The organism is Cereibacter johrii, from assembly GCF_001720585.1.
Classification (GTDB): domain Bacteria; phylum Pseudomonadota; class Alphaproteobacteria; order Rhodobacterales; family Rhodobacteraceae; genus Cereibacter_A; species Cereibacter_A johrii.
Map to the genome: position 1 here is coordinate 1 of NZ_MABH01000067.1, position 18,327 is coordinate 18,327.

The window sequence follows — 18,327 nt, forward strand, 5'->3', positions numbered from 1 at the left end:
GCCCGCCGGGGTGCGTCGGCGGGGGCGCTGGTCACGGCGCCACCTGCGACCTCAGGCGGCGCGACGGGTGTGCCCGTCTGCGCGATGGCGGGCAGCGGCAGGAGGGCCAGGATCAGCGCGAGGCGTCGCGTCCGGGGAAACGGCAGAAGGGGGGTCATGGCGCCTCCAGCGTCAGGGTCTCGCGGTAGCTGCCGCCCGCGGCCGTCGTGTCGGCTTCGAGCGCGCGGATCGGAACGGGGGCGGAAGGATCGACGGTGATCCGCAGCACGAGCCCCGCGAAGGCCCCCATCGCCGCCCGCTTCGGATCCTCGGCGAACGGGTGCAGTTCGGCCGTCACCGGCCCCTCGGCCTCGGCAAGGCCCGCGGCCCCGAGCGCCTCGCGCATCCGGTTGCGGATATAGAAGGGGCTGCCCTCGGTGATGGTCGCCATGCTGCGCACCGTATTCTCGAGGAACCACAAAAGCACCGGATCGCCGCCCGCGGCCGCGAAGCTGGCGACGGGCTGGTCGCGCCCGTCCACCCTCTGGACGAGCGCGAGACGCGGGCCCTCGGCCCCGGCCTCGGGCGTGACCAGAAGCTCGCCCTCGGGCACCAGCTGGAGGCCGCGCACCTCGGGCCCCTCGCGGCGGTGGGCATAGCGCGTGACCTCGCCGGTGGCGGCGAAGGCGCCGGGGCGGAAGATCACCTCGGCCAGCCGTCCGGCCTCGGCCCCGGTGGCCGCCGTCAGCGCCGCCAGGAGCAGCATCGCTCGCAAGGGTCTCATGCTCATCCTTTCATTCCGCGGCGGCCGCTCCCCGGCGGCGGCCCTCCAGAAGCGCCGAAAGCCGCTCGCGCAGCGCGCTTTCGGATACGGGCTTGCGCAGCAGCGCGGCTTCCAGCCGGTCGGCCTGTGCTTCGAGCTGGGCGGCGGGCTCGGCGGTCACGATCAGCGCGGGCAGGCGCGGACCCAGACGGCGGCGCAGCGCCGCGATGGTCTGGAGGCCGGTCTCGCCCCGGTCGAGCCGGTAGTCGGTCACCAGAAGCTCGGGCAGGAAGGTCCCGAGCCGGTCGAGCGCACCTTGAGTGCCGTCGGCCGTGGCGACCAGCATCCCCCAGCGCTGGAGGAGAAGCGCGTAGGCGTCGCGCATGGCCGCATCGTTCTCGACCACCAGCACCCGCCGTCCGACGAGGGGCGCGGCCGTTGGGCCCGCCGCCAGCGGATCGGCCATCAGCATCCGCTCGGGCGGCGTTCCGGCCATCCGCTGGACCGCGCCGGTGGTGGCCGCCGAGGCCGGTCCCGCTTCGATCGCCCCCGGCGCCTCGAGCGCGCGCGGCAGGCGGATGCGGAAGACCGAGCCGCGCCCGGGTACGCTGTCCAAAGCGACCTCGTGGCCGAGCCGCAGGCAGGCGCGCCGCACGATGGAGAGGCCGAGGCCGGTTCCCGGCTCCTCGCCCTCGGGCGCCAGCCGCTCGAACTCGTTGAAGATCCGCTCGCGGTCCTCGGGCGCGATGCCGGGGCCCGTGTCATGCACCTCGAGCCAGACATCCGCCCCCTCGCGCCGTGCGCCCACGAGCACCCGTCCCGTCCGCGTGTATTTGATCGCGTTCGACACAAGGTTCTGGGCGATCCGGCGCAGGAAGACCGGGTTCGACATGACGGTCGCCGAGGAAATGACGAAGCGCAGCTCCAGCCCGCGGGCGGCGGCGTCGCCGTGGAAATCCACCATCAGCCGCTGGAAGAGCCGCCCCAGCGAGACCCGCTCGGTCGAGATGTCGAGCCGGACGGAATCGAGCCGCGAGATCTCGAGCAGCGCGCGGATCAGCTCTTCGGTCGAATCGAAGGCCGTGCCGATCCGCGACACGAGATCGGCCTGCAGCGGCTCGTTCACCGTCTCGGACAGATGCGACAGGAAGAGCTTCGCGGCGCTCAGGGGTTGCAGCAGATCGTGGCTTGCGGCGCGCAGGAAACGGCTCTTCGACCGGTTCGCCTCGTCCGCCGTCTCGCGCGCGAGGGCCAGTTCGCGGTTCACCGACTCCAGATGGGCGAGCGCCTGTTCCAGATCTCGGTTGCGCGCCAGCAGCTCCTGCTCGAGCACGGTCGCGGTCTGGAACAGCATCCAGTGCGACCCGCGCGAGGCATCCGCGCGATCCAGCCGCTCGACGAGGGCCGCATTGATCCGCTTCAGCTTCTCGACCTGCCGTTCGAGGCCGTCGTCGTCACGCAGCATGGGCGGGCTCCATCAGGGCGAGGCCCACGAAGGTCTGGTTCACATGCACGCCGCCATGCTGCTCGCCGTAGGTGTTGAAGCCCGCGATGCGCCAATCCGCGAAGAGCCGCGCCACGGCGGGCTCGAGCCCCGCCTGCTCGAGGGCGAGACGGCGCAGGATGCAGTCGAAGGCGAGGATCAGCGCAGGCCGCTCTCCCAGAGCCTCGAGCCGGGCCTGAAGCCCGTGGGTCAGATCGTCCGCCCGGCCGAGCGCCAGAAGCACGCCGCTCTCGATCGAGGACATGAGGGTGAGCCCGCCCTCGGGCGTGACCTCGCGGATGGCGCGGACATGATACTGCCCGCCCATCCTGACGAGGAGCGGGTTCTCGGCGAAGACGCGCGGGTTCAGCGCCTCGGGCGCGAGGCCGATCAGGCGCGCATATTCCTCGGCCGCAGGTTCGGCATTGATCTCGAGGATCAGCCGTTCCTCGGGGACGGCGGCGGTCACCACCATCCGGCTGCCCGAGGGGGTGAAATGGTCGAAGATCACCTGCTCCAGCGCGAAATCGGTCTCGAAGAGCGCGAAGATCGCGCTGTCGCGGTGGCTCTCGCCGTCGAGGACGAGGCAGGTCTCCTCGAAGCGCAGCCCGTCGCCCGCCGATCCGCCCAGCACCGGCAGGCGATGGGCCACCGCATCGACGGTCGCCGCCACCAGTTCCTCCTGACGGCTGAGCCCATCGATCAGGAGAAGCCCGAACCGGTGCCGCCGCGGCTGGACCTCGAAGCGGGAAAAGAGGGCGCGCAGCTCGGCCATCCATTCCGAGACGCCGAGCCCCGCGAGGTTGCGCAGCCACACCGCCTCGGTGCGGAAGCGCGCCGCCGGCAGGCCCACCGCCACGACGTGACCGTGGCCGTAGCCGCCGCAGGCGAATTCGCCCGCCGAGGAGCAGCCCACCACCCGCGTGCCGAGCGCAGGCCCGAGATGGGCCGCCAGCGCCGGAAGATCGGCGCCCGGCGAGGCGAAGAGCAGCACGGCGGCAGGCTCCGCCTCCGCCAGCCCGGCGCGCAGGCGCTCGGCCAGATCCGGCGCATCCGCAGGCTCGGACAGGACCACGGGCGCCCCCGCCCCTCGGGCGGTCCCCCTCACCTCCGCCGGATGCTCTGTCGTCACGCGCCGCTCCCTACCGCGCGAAGATCCGCGCCTTGCTGGCCAGAAGGGCCGCCTGCGTGCGGTTTCTCACGTTGATCTTCGTCATGATGGCGGCGATGTGGGTCTTTACCGTCGCTTCGGCGATCGAGAGCTCGTAGGAGATGAGCTTGTTCGGCCGGCCCTGACAGATCAGCCGCAGGATGTTCATCTGCTGCGGCGTGAGGGTGGCGAAGCTGCGGGCCAGCTCGCGCATCTGCTCCCCGCCGTCCTCGCCCGCCCCGTCGGCATCATATTCCTCGGGCGTGACGAACTCGCCCGTCCACATCCGGCCGAAGGCCTCGACCATCTGCGGCCGCGGCAGGCTTTTCGAGACGTAGCCCTGCGCCCCGGCCGCCATGACGGCCGTCACCATCTCGGCATCGACCTCGGCCGAGATCACCGTGAGCGGCACGCTCCGCGCGAGCTTCTTCAGGCTCATGACGCCCTCGATGCCGCGCACGTCCGGCAGGTTCAGGTCGAGCACGATGGCATCGGGCAAGGGCCCTTCGCGCAGGACCTTCTCCGCCGCGGCGAGGCTCGCGGCGCTGCGGACGCGTTTCAGGCCGAAGGCGTGGGTCAAGGTCATCGCCAGCGCGTCGCACATCAGCGGGTGGTCATCGACGATCAGAATGTCGCCGATCATGCGTGTGGGCACCCGCTGCGCCCCTGCGCAGGCGATGCCTCCGGAAACATGTCCCATCTCTTCCTCCCGTTGCCGCGCGGGCTTGCTCCTCCCTGCGCGGTCATCCCCGTCGGCCCCGACCGCCTCGCCTCCCCATGGTCGCATCCGCATCCCGGGCGATCCTGCCCGGTTTCCCCAACGCGCGGCAAGCCCCTGCGGTTCCCGGCTGAGGGCGAATGCCGCCTTCAGCCGGCAGGCAGCGGGAAGGTCGCCCCGAACTCCACTCCTTCCGTGTCCACGGCCCGCACCGTCACCTCGCCCGCGCCATTGTCGCGGTAGCGGAAGGTGAAGACCGGATCCTCCGAGATCGAGATGCCGCCCGTCATCGAGAACAGAAGCTCCTCGCCCTGCGTCACCTCGAGCCGGTCGATGAAGCGCGCGGGGATCATCATCAGCGAGACCTGATCGCGCTGCAGCCCCGAATAGTTCGGATGCCGGATCATGAGCTTGGCCTCGCGCCGCAGGTCGCCCCCGCTCGTGTCGGCGGAGACGGGCTGAAAGCGCATCCGCCCCAGATGGGCCAGCGCCGCCTCGGCATCCTTGCCCGCCGGCGCCGCGCAGCCCCCCGTGGCGCGGACGAACCGCCCCGCCATCTGCCACTGGCCGCCTTCCGTCCGCGCCACCGCGCGCACGTTGGAATAGGCATTCACCCGCACCCGCACCTCGAGATCGAGCGGATGCATCGCCGGGCCCAGCGTGAAGGTCGCGGCCACCGGCGAAGGGTTCTCGTCGATCACCAGGGTCAGTTCCTCGATCCGCGGCCCGTCGGCAGGCTGCGTCACCCGCACCGGCACGAGCGCCGGATCATGCGCCCGGAAGGGCGTATCGAGGCTGAGCGCGCCGAGCGTCTCGACGATGTCCTCGGTGCCGAAGACGTCATATTGCAGGCTCTCCCAGGTCTCGCCCGACTGGAGCGGGCTGGGCTTTTCCTGGGCCCAGAGCGGGGTGGTCAGCAGAACTGCACAAATGATGCTCGACCGGACGATGCGCATGGCGATCTCCTGTGCTGGCAGAGACCATGAAACCATGCGCAGCCCGCCCCGCCTATGAGACTTTCGGCTGAGTGCGCGCGCCTGCGGAAGCGGCTAGGCAGAGGCATGTTCCATCTGATGCTGAGCGTCTGCCTGGTGGCGGATCCCGCCCTCTGCGCCGAGCGGCTGCTTCCGGCGCCCGAGGCGCTGAGCGAGGCGGACTGCCGGAAGACCGCGGCGGCGCGGGCGGCAGACTGGCTTTCGGCGCATCCCGAGCTTGCCGGCGGCGAGAGCCGGTGCCTGCCCACCCGCGCGCTGCCACAGCTGGAGATCAAGGAGATCGGCGGCGGCCTCTGGGTGCATGAGGGCCAGACCGCCCTGCCCGATCCACAGAACCGCGGCGCCATCGCCAATCTCGGTCTTGCCATCGGCACCGCAGGTATCGCCGTCATCGACGCGGGCGCGAGCCGGGCCGAGGCGGAGGCCCTCTATGCCGCGATCCGCGCACGGAGCGACCTGCCGATCCGGGCGGTGATCCTGACCCATATGCATCCCGACCACACGTTCGGCGCCGACCTCTTCCGCGAGGCGGGTGCCGAGATCCTCGGGGCGCCGAAACTCGCCGCAGGCATCGAGACGCGCGCCGACGGCTGGATGGAGAGCTATCCCGCCCAGATCGGCGCGGGCGCGCTGCTCGGCACGCGGCCCCTGCCGCCCGACCGCGGCGTGGCGGAGGAGTGGCTGGATCTCGGCGGCCTCAGGCTGCATCTGCAGGCCGTGGCCACGGCCCATACCGACAATGACCTGACCGTGTTCGAGCCGGTCTCGGGCACGCTCTTCACCGGCGATCTGGTGTTCAACGGCCTCCTGCCGACGCTCGACGGCTCGCTCAATGGCTGGCTCGGCTGGCTTGCGGCCGCCCATCCCGAAGTGCGCCGCATCGTGCCCGGGCACGGTCCCGCGCCCCTGCCCTGGCCCGAGGGGGCGCAGGCCACGCGCGGCTATCTCGAGCATCTGCGCCGGACGATCCGCGCGGCGATCGCCGAGGGCCTGCCGATGAGCGCCGCGATCCGTGCGCGCGACCCCGAGGAGGCGCGGCACTGGACGGCGGGCTACGAGGAGAGCCATCCGCGCAACGCCTCAGCCGCCTATGCCGAGCTGGAGTGGGAATAGGCGGCCCGGCCCGGTGGGACGGGCTCGCCGCGCGGACAGGGGCGCGGAGGACCACCCTCGGGCTCGCCCCGAGCCCCATCGAGACCCCGCAGCAGCCCCGAGAGGCGCCGCCTCTCGAGCGAGCGGCGAGACTATTTCGGCAGATGCTGCGTCACCGCCCGGCCCAGCGCGAAGGCCCGGCGCTCGAGGATCACCGGCGTCTCGCAGACATAGGTCAGCGACTGCTGGCGCTCGCGGAAGATCCGCGTGTCCCAGTCGAGCTGCTCCTCGAGCGCGTCGATCCGGTCGAAATCCTTGTCCTCCGCCGCCATGAGCCGGCTCATCTCGGTGCGGGCCGCGTTGATCCGGCGGTCGAGCGCCTCCTGGCTGTGGGCATAGCGGGTGATGCCCGCCATCACGCGGTTGCGGACGGCCTCGATCCGCTCGAAGGTGGCGACATAGAGCGCCACCAGCTCCTGCGGCTCGTGATCGGCCGCGAACCGGGCGATCCGCCCCTCGGCCTCTTCCACCGGAAGCCGCCGCTGTTCCAGCTCCTGCGCGAGCCCCTGGATCGCCGGACCGCGCGCCAGCTCTTCGGTCGTGGCATCCGGGAGAGGCCCGCTCCAGACCTGCCCCAGCGACAGATGCGGCTGCTTGCGCTGGATGCAGGGCCAGTCGGGATCGGAGAAATCCGCCCCCATGGCGGTGCCCGCCGCGAGGATCGCCGGAATGCACCATCTGAGCATGGGAACCTCCTATCGCTTGCGCAGGGCCCAGAGGCCCTTCGAGGGATCATACATGAAGACCGCCGCCCCGAAGAAGACGAGGCCCGCGCCCGCGACCACGGCCAGCGCCAGAGGCTCGACCTGCCGGTAGAGGGCGAAGCGGATCAGCTCGACCGCGTGGGTGAAGGGATTGGCCAGCGCGATATCGGCCAGAAGCGGGCTCGACTCCTTGAGCCGCCACAGCGGATAGAGCGCGGTCGAGGCGAAGAACATCGGGAAGATCACGAAGTTCATCACGCCCGCGAAATTCTCGAGCTGCCGGATCGCCGACGAGACGAAGAGGCCGAGCGCGCCCAGCATCAGCCCCGACAGAAACAGCGCGGGCAGGACGGCGAGATAGCCGAGCGGCGGCGGGCGGATGCCCCAGAGCCAGGCGATGAGAAGGAACGCATAGACCTGCAGAATCGAGACCAGAACGCCCGCCACCAGCTTCGAGCCGAGAAGGAACCAGCGCGGATAGGGGCTGACGAGAAGCGTCCGCATCGCGCCCGTCTCGCGGTCGTAGACCATCGAGAGCGAGCTCTGCATCCCGTTGAAGAGCTGGATCATCGCGCAGAGACCGGGGGTGACGTAGACCTCGTAGAGCACATAGGTCTGATAGGGCGGCGTGATCGAGAGGCCGAGCACCGCCCGGAAGCCCGCCGCGAAGATGAAGAGCCAGACCAGCGGGCGCACGAGGGCGGAGAGGAACCGCTCGCGCTGGCGGGTGAAGCGCAGGATCTCGCGGCCCGCAATCCCGCCGAAGGCAACCAGATGGCCGCGGAGCGTGAGCCCATGGCCGGGGCGCGGGCGCGGCGCGGCGAGACGGGGCGGTCGATGCGGCGCGGTCATGCCGTCTCTTCCGTCAGCGCGAGGAACCCCTGCGCGAGGCTGCCGCCCAGTTCCGCGGCGCGTCCCGCAAGCCGCACCTCGCCGCGGTGGAGCACCACCACCCGATCCTCGGGCGCAATCTCCTCCATCATGTGCGTGGCCCAGAGGGCGGAGACCCCCTCTGTCGCGATCAGGTTGCGCACCACCCGGCGCACCTCGTCGCGGGCGCGCAGGTCGAGCCCCGCCGTGGCCTCGTCGAGGAGCAGAAGCTCGGGCCGGTGCAGGAGCGCGCGCGCGATCTCGGCCCGGCGCTGCTGGCCGCCCGAGAGGGTCGCCACCCGCGCATGGGCCTTGTCGGTCAGGCTGACCAGCGTCAGCACCTCGGCGATGCGGGGCGCGGCCTCGCGCCGGCCGATCCCGTGCAGCGCCGCGTGATAGCGCAGGTTCTGCGTCAGCGTCAGGTCCGCATCCAGCGCCCGGCTCTGGAACACGACGCCCAGCCGGGCGAGCGCCTCGCCCGGCTGGCGGCGGGCATCGAAGCCCGCCACGCGGATCGTCCCGCTCGTGGAATCGTAAAGCCGGGTCACGAGCGAGAAGAGCGTGGTCTTGCCCGCCCCGTTCACGCCGAGAAGGGCCACGAAGGCGCCCCGCGGGACGGTGAAGCTCACCTCCCGGAGGGCCCGGACCGCGCCGAAGCTGTGGCTCAGTCCGGCGATCTCGAGCGCGGGCGGGGCGGCGGCGGTCATTCCTTGCGCTTCTCCGTCACCGCAAGGTTGGCGTCGAGCTTGATGTCGTACTGGCCGTCGGCGCAGAACACGTCGTCGAGCTCGTAGCCGCCGTCATCGGCCTCGATATTCACCGGATCGACCTCGCACTGCATCTCGGTCATCATCGCGTTGATCTTTCCGACCGTGGCCTCGTCCACCTCCTGCGCGACGGCGCCGGTCGTCGTCGCTGCCAGCACGATGGCCAGCGTGGCAAGTCTCTTCATCCTCTTTCCTCCCTGTCAGCGGATGTTGAAGGTGGCGCGTTGCGTCTCGCCGGACGAGCCGGGGATGGACAACGTGAAGCTGCCGGGCACGATCGCCACGAAGGAGATCAGCGCCTCGCCGGCTTCGTCGAACTCGATGGAATGGACCCCCATCGGGCGGATCTCGATGCCGTTGATGACGACCTCGTTGATCCAGATGGCGCGGAAGAAGTCCCCTCCCGAAAGCGCAAGTTCGGCAGAGCCGTCGGCCACGATCTTGATGCGGTAGAAGGTGCCCGACTTGAGCTCGTAGGGCCCGGCGGCGACGGGCTTGCCCGAGGCGAGCGTCAGATCGGCCAGATCCTCGCGGTTCGAGGCCGACATGACGCCCGCGAAGCCGAACTCGTGGGCCCCGGCCGGCGTGACCGCCGGAGCGGCGACGAGGGCTGCGAGCCCGATGGCTGTGATGCGTCCGATCATGTCTGTTCTCCCTGTCCGTTCGTCTCTCATGGCACCGCGACGACGCCCCAGGGCTGTTCGCCCACCTGCACCGACCGGATGACCTCATCCGTGGCGACATCGATCACCGAGATGTCGTTCGAATTTCCGTTGGTCGTGTAGAGATATTTCTCGTCCGGCGAGAAGGCGAGCTGCCAGACGCGCTGGCCCACGAGGAGGTAATCCTCGACCTCCCATGTCTCGCCGTTCACCACCGCCACGCGGTTCGCGGGCCCCAGCGCCACATAGGCCTTGGAGCCGTCCTTCCTCACCCGGACCCCCACCGGCTGCAGCGCCTCGGGCAGCACGCCCGGCACCTCGAAGGTGATCTTCTTCTCGATTTGCCCCGCGGCCGGATCGATCACCGAGACGGTGCCGCCGATCTCGGACGACACGAGCAGATGCCTGCCATCGTCGGTGAATTGCGCAAAGCGCGGCCGCTGATCGACCAGCACGTTCGTCGTGATCTCGAAGGTCGTTGTGTCGATGAAATGGGCCATGTTCGTGGTTTCGGAGGTGTTCACGACGATCTTGCCGTCGGGAGACACGCCCATCCCCTCGGGCTCCACCCCCACCGGCACCTCGGCCAGCACCGTCCGGGTCTCGACATCCACCACGGTCACGATGTTGTCGTCTTCGTTGGCGATGTAGAGCGGGTTGCCGGACGGATGCAGCACGAACAGCTCGGGGTCGGGCCCCGAGGGCAACGTGGGCTGCTCTTCGTAGGTGTCGGTGCTGAAGACCCGCACCAGATTGTCGTCGGAGGCGCAGACATAGAGCCACTTGCCGTCCGGCGAGGCGGTGATGCCGCGCGGGCGCTGGCCGCCGGGGAAGGTCGCGATCACCTCAAGGCTCTCGCTGTCGAGAACGGTGATGTCGTTGCCCTTCTCGTTGCTCACGAAGATCTTGCCCGCGAGCGCAGGGCTCGCCGTGCAGAGGCAGGCCATCAGGCCCGTCAGTCGCATCATCATCTGTCGTCCTCCCCTCTCGATTATTTCTGGCGGTCGATCCTGCAGGCCGTTTCCGGGCGGTCGATGCCGAGCGTATCGAGCTGGGAGACCTGATGCAGATATTCCGATTGCGGCGAGACCGAGGCCACGATGGGCCCGGACCCGAGCAGGATCGGCTGGCGCAGCTGGCCGTCCCAGTCGCGCCATGTCAGTGGCTGTCCCTTGAAGGCGCCGAGCTGGAACTCGCGGCCCAGCATGTAGTCCCGGAGCACCGGCATCTCGGCCGACTGGGTGCGCGTGGCGGCCTCGCCCACTGCGCGGAGGGCGAGCCAGACCTGATAATCCTCCTCGCGCGCGGGCCGCTTGGCCAGCTTCTCGAAGCGGCTCTGGAACTGGGTGCCGCCCCACATTTCCATCGCGGGATGCCAGCTGACCGGGACGAGGCCGGCCGAGCCCGCGACGGGGCGTGGCTCCCAGGTGTGATAGGGCAGATAGGCCGCGAAGATCCCGGTCTCGTCGGCGGCCACCACCACGTCGTGATCGGCCGCGCGCTGGGTGAAGGTCGGGATCTGGGCCTGGATCTGGACGAGGCCGCTGTCGGTCGCCCGCGCCCCGCCGGTATCCTCGAAGATGCGCTCCTCGACGATCCGCGCGCCGAATTTGGCGGCCGAGCGGCGGTAGGAGGCGGCCAGCGCCTGATCGCCCGGATGGCTGCCCTCGATCAGGAACCAGTCGTCCCAGCGCTTCCACATCAGGAACTGCGCCAGCGCATCGGTCACCATCGCCCGGCTCGGCGCGGTATGCAGGAGGTTGGCCCTGCAGCCCTCGCCGCGCAGGACATCGTCGCGGGCGCGGGCGTTGAAGACGAGCACCTCGTCGCCCGCGGCCTCGGCCAGCGCTCCGGTCGTCTCGGCATCGGCGAGCGTCACCACGAGGCGGGTGCCCGAGGCCACGATCTCCTGCATCTTCCCGAGCGCGGTCTCGGGCGTGGCCACCACTTCGTCGGTGACGAAGCTCTGGCCCATGAACTGCCCGGTGGTGGCATTGTCATTGGTGCCGAGGCGGGCGCCGGCAAAGCCCAGATCCTCGGGCGGAAGGTCAAGCCGCGAGACGGGAGGACGGCCCTGCACATCGACGCGCAGCACCGCCATGCGGATTTCGGTCTGGGCCGCGGCGGCGCATGGCAGAACGGTGGCCACGACCAGCGCGGCGGCAAAGAAACGCATCCTTTTCCTCCCTTCGTCCGGTTGCCGCGCGGGTCACCGCGGCGCCGGCAGTACCTCCTCCAGATCTCCTCCCAGATCCTGCCATGCCTCGACCCCGCCAGGGAACCAGTGAATGCCCGAATAGCCCCATTCCATCGCCCGTTTCGCGACGTTCCAGGACATCCAGCAATTCTGCTTGCAGAACACCACCACGTCCGCCGAAGGATCGCCCCCCGTCGCGCCTTCGAGCCCCTGCCGCAGATAGGCCGCGTCCGGTTCGGCCAGCGCCTCGTAGCCGGTGTTCGGCAACCAGGTCGCGCCGGGGATGGTCAGATGCGGCTTCTCGCGCCAGACCGTCCCCTCGGGCAGCCCCTCCGGCCGCGCGGCATGGGGCAGAACGTCGAGGAAGGGCACGCCCCGCGCATGGAGCGCCCGAGCCTCCTCGGGTGAGAGGCCGGGCTGGCCCATGACGGTCGCCGGCACCTCGGCGCGGTAGGGCTCGCCCCGGAACCCCTCGGGCTCGGGCACTCCGGCCAGCGCCGGCGCCGCAAGACACCACAGGAGGGCCGCCGCGATCCTCATCCGCCTTCCTTCAACCCCTTGCCGTAATCGTCGACGAGCGGCACGCCCGCCTCGCGCAGGATCGCGTCGAGCGCGCCCTGCTCGCGGCGGATCAGCGAGTTCAGCTCGCGCTTCCAGACATCCTCGCCCTGCCGCACCCCCATGGTGATGCGGTAGAAGAGCCGAGGCGGCCCCTCCTCCTTCAGGAGCGGGATGGCCTTGAGGCCGGGATGGTCGCGCACGAGCGGGCCGCCGACCGGCCCCCAGAGCACGGCCGCATCGGTCACGCCGGCCTCGATGTCGCGCAGCATGTCGCCCGCCGGATCCTCGACACGGCGGTCGACCATCAGATCGTAGGGCTTGGCCTTGCCCATGAGCCCGTTGCGGGCGATGTGCGTGGCAGGCGGCGAGCCCGCCACCACGCCGATCCTCCTGCCCTGCAGCGCGGGATCCGAGAGGCTCTCGACACCGGCCAGCGGCCCGTCGCCCTTCACCACCAGCACATGCGTCGAGGTATAGTAATGGTTGGTGTTCAGGACCAGCTCGTCGCCCTGCGCATAGCCGATCACCACGTCGCACTTGCCTGCAAAGAGCGTGTTGCGCGCGAAGCCCGTCACCATCGGGAACCAGGTATATTCGACGGGCCTGCCCATCACCTGCCCCAGATGCTCGGCGATGCGGTTCTCGAAGCCGCTGCCGTCGCGGTTCGACAGGGGCGCGTTCGCCGGATCGGCGCAGACGCGCAGGACCTCGTTCGAGACGAGGTCCGCCACCTGTGCCGGCGCAGGCGCGGCCGCCAGGACGGCGGCCGACAGCAGGAGACCGCGGATCACTCCATGCACGTCTTTTCCACCTCGGCATATTCGGGGCTCTTGTCGGCCCGCTTCGCCGGCCGGCCACGGTCGAGCGCCCCGGTGCCGCGCGCGCGCAGATAGGTCCAGATGTCGTCGACATAGCACATGACGTTCGCATTGGTGCCGAAGGCGGGCATCACCAGCGTCTTGGCGGCGCCGACCTCCTGCTTGCCGTTCGCGATCGTCTCGAGGAACGTGTAATAGTCGATCCGCATCACGCTGTCCTTCAGCGCGGGGGCGTAGGACGAGCCCATCCCGTCCGGGCCGTGGCAGACGTGGCACTCCGACTGGTAGCGGCGGTAGCCCGAGAAGGTGGGCCAGTCCACCGTGCCGTCCTCGGCGATGTCGAAGGTGGGCACATCCTCGGCATTGAACGAGCGGATGCCGTCCGACGAGGCGACCGCGACATCCACGCCCTGTGCCGCTGCCTCGGCCGAGGCCAGCGACGAGGCGCCGGCCATCAGCGCGAGGCTCACCATCGCGCCAAGGGACAGAGTGGTCTTCATTCGGTTATCTCCTCCCAGAAGAAAGCCGCCCCGGCGGGGGCCCGCAAGGGCGGCTTCGGTTCATGGCGGGACCAAGATCCCGTGCGGGCCGCGCGCGGCGGAGGCCGCAACTGCCGCTTTCCCTGCAGCAGGGGCCGGAGCCCGGGGGCTCCGGCAGGGTCGGGATCGGGCTCAGTCCGGCAGGGCAAAGACGGTGAGCTGGCCGCCGAGCTGGGTGTAATCCGACAGGGCCGCATAGCCGCCCACGGCGCCCAGACCCTCGTTGGGGTTGGTCAGGCCCGCGGCGAGGCCGATGCCCGCCCAGCCGCCGACGCCCGAGAGCACGCCCACATACTGCTTGCCGTTGAACTCGTAGGTCATCACGTTGCCGATGACGCCAGACGGGGTCTTGAAGCGATAGAGCAGCTCGCCCGTCTCCGCATCGATGGCCTTCAGATAGCCTTCGAGCGTGCCGTAGAACACCACGTCACCCGCGGTGGCCAGAGCCCCCGACCAGACCGAGAACTGCTCGGGCAGCGACCATTTGATCTCGCCCTTCGTCGCATCCCAGGCGATGAAATTGCCCATGCCGCCATGGCTGTTCGGCGCCGGATACATCGAGAGTGTGGCGCCGACATAGGGCTGACCGGCCGAGTAGCTCACCCGGTAGGGCTCGTAGTCCATGCAGACGTGGTTCGTCGGCACATAGACGAGGCCCGTCTTGGGCGAGAAGGAGGCGGGCTGCTGGTCCTTGGAGCCGAGGGCCGCCGGGCAGACGCCGGTGGTGTTGGTGTCCTCGCCGTTCTGAGCCGTCGAATATTGCGCCACCACCTGCGGACGGCCGTACTGATCGGACTCCTTGTCCATCACCACTTCGGTCGCCCAGTTCACCGCCGGGTCGTATTTCTTCGCCACCAGAAGCTCGCCCGTCTCGCGGTCGAGCGTGTAGCCGAAGCCGTTCCGGTCGAGGTTCACCAGCAGCTTGCGCATCTGCCCGTCGATCTCCTGATCGACGAGGATGTTCTCGTTCACCCCGTCATAGTCCCACTCGTCGTGCGGGGTCTTCTGATACATCCACTTGGCCATGCCGGTGTCGGCATCGCGCGCCATGATGGTCATGGACCATTTGTTGTCGCCCGGGCGCTGCGAGGGGTTCCAGGTCGACGGGTTGCCGGTGCCGTAATAGACGAGGTTCAGGTCCGGGTCGTAGGAATACCAGCCCCAGGTGGTGCCGCCGCCGATCTGCCACTGATCGCCTTCCCAGCTCTTGATCGAGCTGTCGGCGCCCACGGGCTTGCCGAGCACCATGGTCTTTTCCGGATCGACCAGCATCTCCGCGTCCGGGCCGGTGGAATAGGCGCGCCAGACCTGCTCGCCCGTCTTCATGTCATAGGCGGTGACATGGCCGCGCACGCCGAACTCGCCGCCCGAGATGCCGACGAGGAGCTTGTCCTTGACCGGCAGCACGGTCGCGGTGTTGGTCTCGCCCTTGGCCGGGTCGCCGTTCTGCACGGTCCATTTCACCTCGCCGCTCTTGGCGTCGAGAGCCACGACGGTCGTATCGGCCTGATGCAGGAAGATCATGCCATCGGCATAGGCCACGCCGCGGTTGACCGTGTCGCAGCACATCACACCGATGACGTCGGGGTTCTGCTGCGGCTCGTAGCGCCACAGGATCTTGCCGTCATTGGCCAGATCGAGCGCATAGACGTTGTTCGGGAAGGGCGTGTGGACATACATGATGCCGTCCACGACGAGCGGCGAGCCCTCGTGGCCGCGCAGCACGCCGGTCGAGAAGGTCCAGGCGACCTGAAGCTTGCCCACATTCTCGCGCGTGATCTGGTTGAGCTCGGAATAGCGGGTGTTGGCATAGTCGCCGGTCTGGATCGCCCACTGCTTCGGATCGTCGGTCGCCTTGAGGACCGAGTCGTTGGCAAAGACCGGCGCAGACGAGAGCAGTAGGGTCGCTACGAGACCCGTCTTCAGCATCTTCATTGGCTCCTCCCGATGTTGATTTCTTGGAATTGGCTCGTGATCTTCACCGGCCGCGGCTCCCTCCCCGGAGCTGGCGACCTCTCACCGAACCTCATGCTACGGCGCGCCGATTTGAAGCGTCAACGCCGCCGGTCCCCCTTTAAGCCCAAAGTATGACCATCGCCCCGGTGGGGCGACGACGCGGGCGAAAGCCTTGGCAGACAGGCATTTCAGCCCTCTGCCGGAGCCGCGGCGGGGGCCTCCTCGGCCTCCTGCGTCCCGCCCTCCGAGAAGGTGTCGAGATAGGCCAGGATGTCGGCCAGCTCCTGCGGTTTCTTGATGCCGGGGAAGGCCATCTTGGTGCCCGGCATCGCCTTGCGCGGATTGGCCAGGAAATTCTCGAGCGCGGCATGATCCCAGACGAGGCCGCCGGCCGCGGCCTCGGTCAGGGTCTTGGAGTAGCTGAAGCCCTCGACCGAGGCCGCCGGGCGACCGACGACGCCGGTCAGGATCGGGCCGGTCTTGTTCTGAGCCTCGGCGCCGATCTGGTGGCAGGCCTGACATTTGCGGAAGGCCTTCTCGCCGGCGGCCGGGTCGCCTTCGGCCAAGGCGGCCTGCGCGGCACCGAGAGCGAGCGCCCCGGCGAGGATGGTGGTCAATCTCATGGTCTTCTCCCTTTGCGGATGGCTCGGGGGCGTCCTGCGCGGCAGGCCGCCGCGGCCGGTCAGGAGACCGGCCGGGTCGCTGGCACCGTTACTCGGGAAATCGTCACGATCTTGGAGGGGTGGCCGATCAGAACACCACCACCGAGCGGATGGACTCGCCTGCGTGCATGAGGTCGAAGCCCTTGTTGATCTCTTCGAGGCTCAGGATGTGGGTGATCATCGGATCGATCTGGATCTTGCCCTCCATATACCAGTCGACGATGCGCGGCACGTCGGTCCGCCCGCGGGCGCCGCCGAAGGCCGAGCCCTTCCAGACCCGCCCCGTCACCAGCTGGAACGGCCGCGTCTGGATCTCGGCCCCCGCGGGCGCCACGCCGATCACGATGGACTGGCCCCAGCCACGGTGGCACGCCTCCAGCGCCTGCCGCATCACCTTCACATTGCCCGTGCAGTCGAACGTGTAGTCCGCCCCGCCGATCTGGTCGAAGGGCGTCTTGGTCATATTCACCAGATGGGCCACGATGTCCCCGTCGATCTCGGACGGGTTCACGAAATGGGTCATGCCGAAGCGCTCGCCCCATTCCTTCTTGGCGTTGTTCAGATCGACGCCGATGATCATGTCGGCGCCCGCGAGCTTCAGCCCCTGGATCACGTTGAGGCCGATGCCGCCCAGCCCGAAGACCACGGCCTTGGCGCCGATCTCGACCTTGGCCGTGTTGATCACCGCGCCGATGCCGGTAGTGACGCCGCAGCCGATGTAGCAGATCTTGTCGAAGGGCGCGTCCGGGCGCACCTTCGCCACCGCGATCTCGGGGAGGACGGTGTAGTTCGAGAAGGTCGAGCAGCCCATGTAATGCAGGATCGGCGTGCCATCGAGCATCGAGAAGCGGCTGGTGCCGTCGGGCATCAGCCCCTGCCCCTGCGTCGAGCGGATCGCGGTGCAGAGGTTCGTCTTCTGGCTGAGGCAGGAGGGGCATTGCCGGCACTCGGGCGTATAGAGCGGGATCACATGATCGCCGGGCTTCACGCTGGTCACGCCGGGGCCGACCTCGACCACCACGCCCGCGCCCTCGTGCCCGAGGATCGCCGGGAACATGCCCTCGGGATCGGCGCCGGAGAGGGTGAATTCGTCGGTGTGGCAGATGCCGGTGGCCTTGATCTCGACCATGACCTCGCCGGCCTTGGGGCCTTCGAGATTGACCTCCATGATCTCGAGCGGCTTGCCGGCCTCGACGGCGACGGCGGCACGGGTGCGCATGTTACTCTCCCTCTCAATCAACCGGACGGCGGGGCGTCGGGCCTGTCATGGCCTGACCTTAAGGGGAAAATCCGCGCCCGGCATTCGGAAAAAAGGATGAGGAGCACGGGTCTTGCCTCTGCGGCAAAAGCCTGCCGGGGTCCGCGCTGTCCGCAAGGCGACCGGCCGCCGGGGGCCGGAGGCTCTCCATACGGCCGCCGTGCAGGGATACATACGACCGCGCGGCCGAGGCCCTGCACAGAGATGGCCGTGGGCGGGCCCCGCGCCATCGGACCGCGCCCGACATACTCTCTGGGCACATATCCCCGCGTCCCGGGCAGGAGAAGCCGCCCCCTGCATGGCGGGAGGGAGCGGCCGCCGCGCTCAGGCTGCGAGCTTTCCGGAGCGCTTGGCGACATGGGTCGCGATCGCATCCATCAGGGGCGGCGAGAGCGCATCATAGGGCTCGAGCCCCAGCTCGCGCAGCCGCGCGCGGATCCCGTCCATGCGGTCCGGCGAGACGCCGCTCTCGATCACCGACGAGACGAAGGCCGCAAAGCCCGGCGCGGCCCAGCCGTCCTCCGACGACAGCTCGGTGTGGATGAAGTCGAGCCCATAGAACGGATGGTCCTTGTTCTCGATCCGGCCATACATGTGCGTGCCGCAGCCGGTGCAGGCGTAGCGCTGGATGGCCATGTTCGGGTCGACCACCTTCAGCTTGTCGCCATTGGCCACCACCTCGACGGCATCCCGCGGCACCACCGCCACCATGCTGAAGATCGCCCCGTCAGGCTTCCAGCACTTGGTGCAGCCGCAGACATGGTTGTGTGCCGACTGGCCGTTGATGCGCACCTCGACCGGCCGGTCGGTGCAGCGGCACTGGAGCGTGCCGCCCGTGAAACCTTCGCGCGCCGGCACGATCCCATCATCGACCGACGGATGAATCTTGACGTCGCCGTGAGTCATGTCACTCATTGCTTCCTCCCTGACATGCAGCCTCCCTGACATGCCGCACAAGTGTCTCAGGCCGCTCCGAGTCCAGCCAGTCAGCCATTGGGCGGAGATGCGGCCCCTTCCCTCGGTCGCCGCCGCCCGCCCCTTCCCTCGGTCTTGCCCTCCCGTCCCTTCCCTCGGCCTTCCCCTCCCGGCCCCT

20 protein-coding genes are annotated in these 18,327 nt (G+C 69.2%); 1 reads left to right on the plus strand and 19 read right to left on the minus strand.

Annotation, left to right across the window (positions count from 1 at the left end; all coding sequences use genetic code 11):
* Window positions 1-154: 154 nt before the first annotated feature.
* The 5 genes from A9O63_RS04620 to A9O63_RS04640 all read right to left on the minus strand — a co-directional run bounded on the left by A9O63_RS04620 (window position 155) and on the right by A9O63_RS04640 (window position 5,049).
* Entirely contained in the window at window positions 155-763 is a 609-nt protein-coding gene (locus A9O63_RS04620; RefSeq protein WP_069330870.1) for a hypothetical protein, read from the minus strand.
* Between the two features lie 10 nt (window positions 764-773).
* Window positions 774-2,207 (minus strand): ATP-binding response regulator, encoded by a 1,434-nt coding sequence (locus A9O63_RS04625; protein ID WP_069330871.1) that lies wholly within the window; start codon window positions 2,205-2,207, stop codon window positions 774-776.
* Entirely contained in the window at window positions 2,197-3,357 is a 1,161-nt protein-coding gene (locus A9O63_RS04630; protein WP_069330872.1) for an FIST N-terminal domain-containing protein, read from the minus strand. Before A9O63_RS04630 ends, A9O63_RS04625 begins: the two co-directional genes overlap by 11 nt.
* Before the next feature lie 10 nt (window positions 3,358-3,367).
* Window positions 3,368-4,075, minus strand: a complete 708-nt coding sequence (locus tag A9O63_RS04635) for a response regulator (protein WP_069330873.1) — start codon at window positions 4,073-4,075, stop codon at window positions 3,368-3,370.
* A 167-nt stretch (window positions 4,076-4,242) separates the two neighbouring features.
* Complete coding sequence (locus A9O63_RS04640; RefSeq protein WP_069330874.1) at window positions 4,243-5,049, minus strand: quinoprotein dehydrogenase-associated SoxYZ-like carrier; 807 nt, start codon at window positions 5,047-5,049, stop codon at window positions 4,243-4,245.
* 105 nt (window positions 5,050-5,154) lie between these two features.
* Here A9O63_RS04640 and A9O63_RS04645 point away from each other — a divergent pair, with 105 nt between their 5' ends.
* Window positions 5,155-6,201 (plus strand): quinoprotein relay system zinc metallohydrolase 2, encoded by a 1,047-nt coding sequence (locus A9O63_RS04645; protein WP_069330875.1) that lies wholly within the window; start codon window positions 5,155-5,157, stop codon window positions 6,199-6,201.
* Window positions 6,202-6,332: 131 nt separating this feature from the next.
* Here A9O63_RS04645 and A9O63_RS04650 read toward each other — a convergent pair whose 3' ends face one another.
* The 14 genes from A9O63_RS04650 to gfa form a co-directional block, all read right to left on the minus strand.
* Complete coding sequence (locus tag A9O63_RS04650) at window positions 6,333-6,926, minus strand: hypothetical protein (RefSeq protein ID WP_069330876.1); 594 nt, start codon at window positions 6,924-6,926, stop codon at window positions 6,333-6,335.
* Between the two features lie 9 nt (window positions 6,927-6,935).
* Complete coding sequence (locus tag A9O63_RS04655; protein ID WP_069330877.1) at window positions 6,936-7,796, minus strand: ABC transporter permease; 861 nt, start codon at window positions 7,794-7,796, stop codon at window positions 6,936-6,938.
* The gene (locus A9O63_RS04660) at window positions 7,793-8,521 is read right to left on the minus strand and encodes an ATP-binding cassette domain-containing protein (protein WP_069330878.1); all 729 of its coding nucleotides are present in this window, start codon (window positions 8,519-8,521) and stop codon (window positions 7,793-7,795) included. The genes A9O63_RS04655 and A9O63_RS04660 overlap by 4 nt, the downstream gene beginning before the upstream one ends.
* On the minus strand, window positions 8,518-8,766 hold the full coding sequence (locus tag A9O63_RS04665; RefSeq protein ID WP_069330879.1) for a hypothetical protein: 249 nt from the start codon (window positions 8,764-8,766) through the stop codon (window positions 8,518-8,520). The genes A9O63_RS04660 and A9O63_RS04665 overlap by 4 nt, the downstream gene beginning before the upstream one ends.
* A 15-nt stretch (window positions 8,767-8,781) precedes the next feature.
* The gene (locus A9O63_RS04670; RefSeq protein WP_069330880.1) at window positions 8,782-9,225 is read right to left on the minus strand and encodes a cupredoxin domain-containing protein; all 444 of its coding nucleotides are present in this window, start codon (window positions 9,223-9,225) and stop codon (window positions 8,782-8,784) included.
* A gap of 26 nt (window positions 9,226-9,251) precedes the next feature.
* Window positions 9,252-10,214 carry a YVTN family beta-propeller repeat protein gene (locus A9O63_RS04675; RefSeq protein WP_084295614.1) on the minus strand — a complete coding sequence of 321 codons (963 nt, stop codon included), beginning with the start codon at window positions 10,212-10,214 and terminating at the stop codon, window positions 9,252-9,254.
* A gap of 20 nt (window positions 10,215-10,234) precedes the next feature.
* Window positions 10,235-11,419 carry an ABC transporter substrate-binding protein gene (locus A9O63_RS04680; RefSeq protein ID WP_069330881.1) on the minus strand — a complete coding sequence of 395 codons (1,185 nt, stop codon included), beginning with the start codon at window positions 11,417-11,419 and terminating at the stop codon, window positions 10,235-10,237.
* A 33-nt stretch (window positions 11,420-11,452) separates the two neighbouring features.
* Window positions 11,453-11,980 carry a PQQ-dependent catabolism-associated CXXCW motif protein gene (locus A9O63_RS04685; RefSeq protein WP_069330882.1) on the minus strand — a complete coding sequence of 176 codons (528 nt, stop codon included), beginning with the start codon at window positions 11,978-11,980 and terminating at the stop codon, window positions 11,453-11,455.
* Window positions 11,977-12,801 (minus strand): substrate-binding domain-containing protein, encoded by an 825-nt coding sequence (locus tag A9O63_RS04690; RefSeq protein ID WP_084295616.1) that lies wholly within the window; start codon window positions 12,799-12,801, stop codon window positions 11,977-11,979. The genes A9O63_RS04685 and A9O63_RS04690 overlap by 4 nt, the downstream gene beginning before the upstream one ends.
* Window positions 12,789-13,319 carry a c-type cytochrome, methanol metabolism-related gene (locus tag A9O63_RS04695; RefSeq protein WP_002719728.1) on the minus strand — a complete coding sequence of 177 codons (531 nt, stop codon included), beginning with the start codon at window positions 13,317-13,319 and terminating at the stop codon, window positions 12,789-12,791. The genes A9O63_RS04690 and A9O63_RS04695 overlap by 13 nt, the downstream gene beginning before the upstream one ends.
* Window positions 13,320-13,490: 171 nt before the next feature.
* Window positions 13,491-15,293 carry a methanol/ethanol family PQQ-dependent dehydrogenase gene (locus tag A9O63_RS04700; protein ID WP_069330884.1) on the minus strand — a complete coding sequence of 601 codons (1,803 nt, stop codon included), beginning with the start codon at window positions 15,291-15,293 and terminating at the stop codon, window positions 13,491-13,493.
* 209 nt (window positions 15,294-15,502) lie between these two features.
* The gene (locus A9O63_RS04705) at window positions 15,503-15,937 is read right to left on the minus strand and encodes a c-type cytochrome (RefSeq protein ID WP_069330885.1); all 435 of its coding nucleotides are present in this window, start codon (window positions 15,935-15,937) and stop codon (window positions 15,503-15,505) included.
* Between the two features lie 127 nt (window positions 15,938-16,064).
* Window positions 16,065-17,195: an S-(hydroxymethyl)glutathione dehydrogenase/class III alcohol dehydrogenase gene (locus A9O63_RS04710; RefSeq protein WP_069330886.1), complete on the minus strand. Its 1,131-nt coding sequence runs from the start codon at window positions 17,193-17,195 to the stop codon at window positions 16,065-16,067.
* Window positions 17,196-17,558: 363 nt separating this feature from the next.
* Window positions 17,559-18,149, minus strand: a complete 591-nt coding sequence (gene gfa, locus A9O63_RS04715) for an S-(hydroxymethyl)glutathione synthase (RefSeq protein WP_069330887.1) — start codon at window positions 18,147-18,149, stop codon at window positions 17,559-17,561.
* Window positions 18,150-18,327 lie beyond the last annotated feature (178 nt).

What these genes read in the sequence shown, in the direction of transcription:
- A9O63_RS04695 (WP_002719728.1), bottom strand. Translation starts at nt 13,319, where the DNA reads ATGAAGACCACTCTGTCCCTTGGCGCGATGGTGAGCCTCGCGCTGATG.
- A9O63_RS04670 (WP_069330880.1), bottom strand. Translation starts at nt 9,225, where the DNA reads ATGATCGGACGCATCACAGCCATCGGGCTCGCAGCCCTCGTCGCCGCT.
- A9O63_RS04620 (WP_069330870.1), bottom strand. Translation starts at nt 763, where the DNA reads ATGAGACCCTTGCGAGCGATGCTGCTCCTGGCGGCGCTGACGGCGGCC.
- A9O63_RS04635 (WP_069330873.1), bottom strand. Translation starts at nt 4,075, where the DNA reads ATGGGACATGTTTCCGGAGGCATCGCCTGCGCAGGGGCGCAGCGGGTG.
- A9O63_RS04700 (WP_069330884.1), bottom strand. Translation starts at nt 15,293, where the DNA reads ATGAAGATGCTGAAGACGGGTCTCGTAGCGACCCTACTGCTCTCGTCT.
- A9O63_RS04680 (WP_069330881.1), bottom strand. Translation starts at nt 11,419, where the DNA reads ATGCGTTTCTTTGCCGCCGCGCTGGTCGTGGCCACCGTTCTGCCATGC.
- A9O63_RS04675 (WP_084295614.1), bottom strand. Translation starts at nt 10,214, where the DNA reads ATGATGATGCGACTGACGGGCCTGATGGCCTGCCTCTGCACGGCGAGC.
- A9O63_RS04660 (WP_069330878.1), bottom strand. Translation starts at nt 8,521, where the DNA reads ATGACCGCCGCCGCCCCGCCCGCGCTCGAGATCGCCGGACTGAGCCAC.
- A9O63_RS04655 (WP_069330877.1), bottom strand. Translation starts at nt 7,796, where the DNA reads ATGACCGCGCCGCATCGACCGCCCCGTCTCGCCGCGCCGCGCCCGCGC.
- gfa (WP_069330887.1), bottom strand. Translation starts at nt 18,149, where the DNA reads ATGAGTGACATGACTCACGGCGACGTCAAGATTCATCCGTCGGTCGAT.
- A9O63_RS04665 (WP_069330879.1), bottom strand. Translation starts at nt 8,766, where the DNA reads ATGAAGAGACTTGCCACGCTGGCCATCGTGCTGGCAGCGACGACGACC.
- A9O63_RS04685 (WP_069330882.1), bottom strand. Translation starts at nt 11,980, where the DNA reads ATGAGGATCGCGGCGGCCCTCCTGTGGTGTCTTGCGGCGCCGGCGCTG.
- A9O63_RS04645 (WP_069330875.1), top strand. Translation starts at nt 5,155, where the DNA reads ATGTTCCATCTGATGCTGAGCGTCTGCCTGGTGGCGGATCCCGCCCTC.
- A9O63_RS04710 (WP_069330886.1), bottom strand. Translation starts at nt 17,195, where the DNA reads ATGCGCACCCGTGCCGCCGTCGCCGTCGAGGCCGGCAAGCCGCTCGAG.
- A9O63_RS04640 (WP_069330874.1), bottom strand. Translation starts at nt 5,049, where the DNA reads ATGCGCATCGTCCGGTCGAGCATCATTTGTGCAGTTCTGCTGACCACC.
- A9O63_RS04705 (WP_069330885.1), bottom strand. Translation starts at nt 15,937, where the DNA reads ATGAGATTGACCACCATCCTCGCCGGGGCGCTCGCTCTCGGTGCCGCG.
- A9O63_RS04625 (WP_069330871.1), bottom strand. Translation starts at nt 2,207, where the DNA reads ATGCTGCGTGACGACGACGGCCTCGAACGGCAGGTCGAGAAGCTGAAG.
- A9O63_RS04650 (WP_069330876.1), bottom strand. Translation starts at nt 6,926, where the DNA reads ATGCTCAGATGGTGCATTCCGGCGATCCTCGCGGCGGGCACCGCCATG.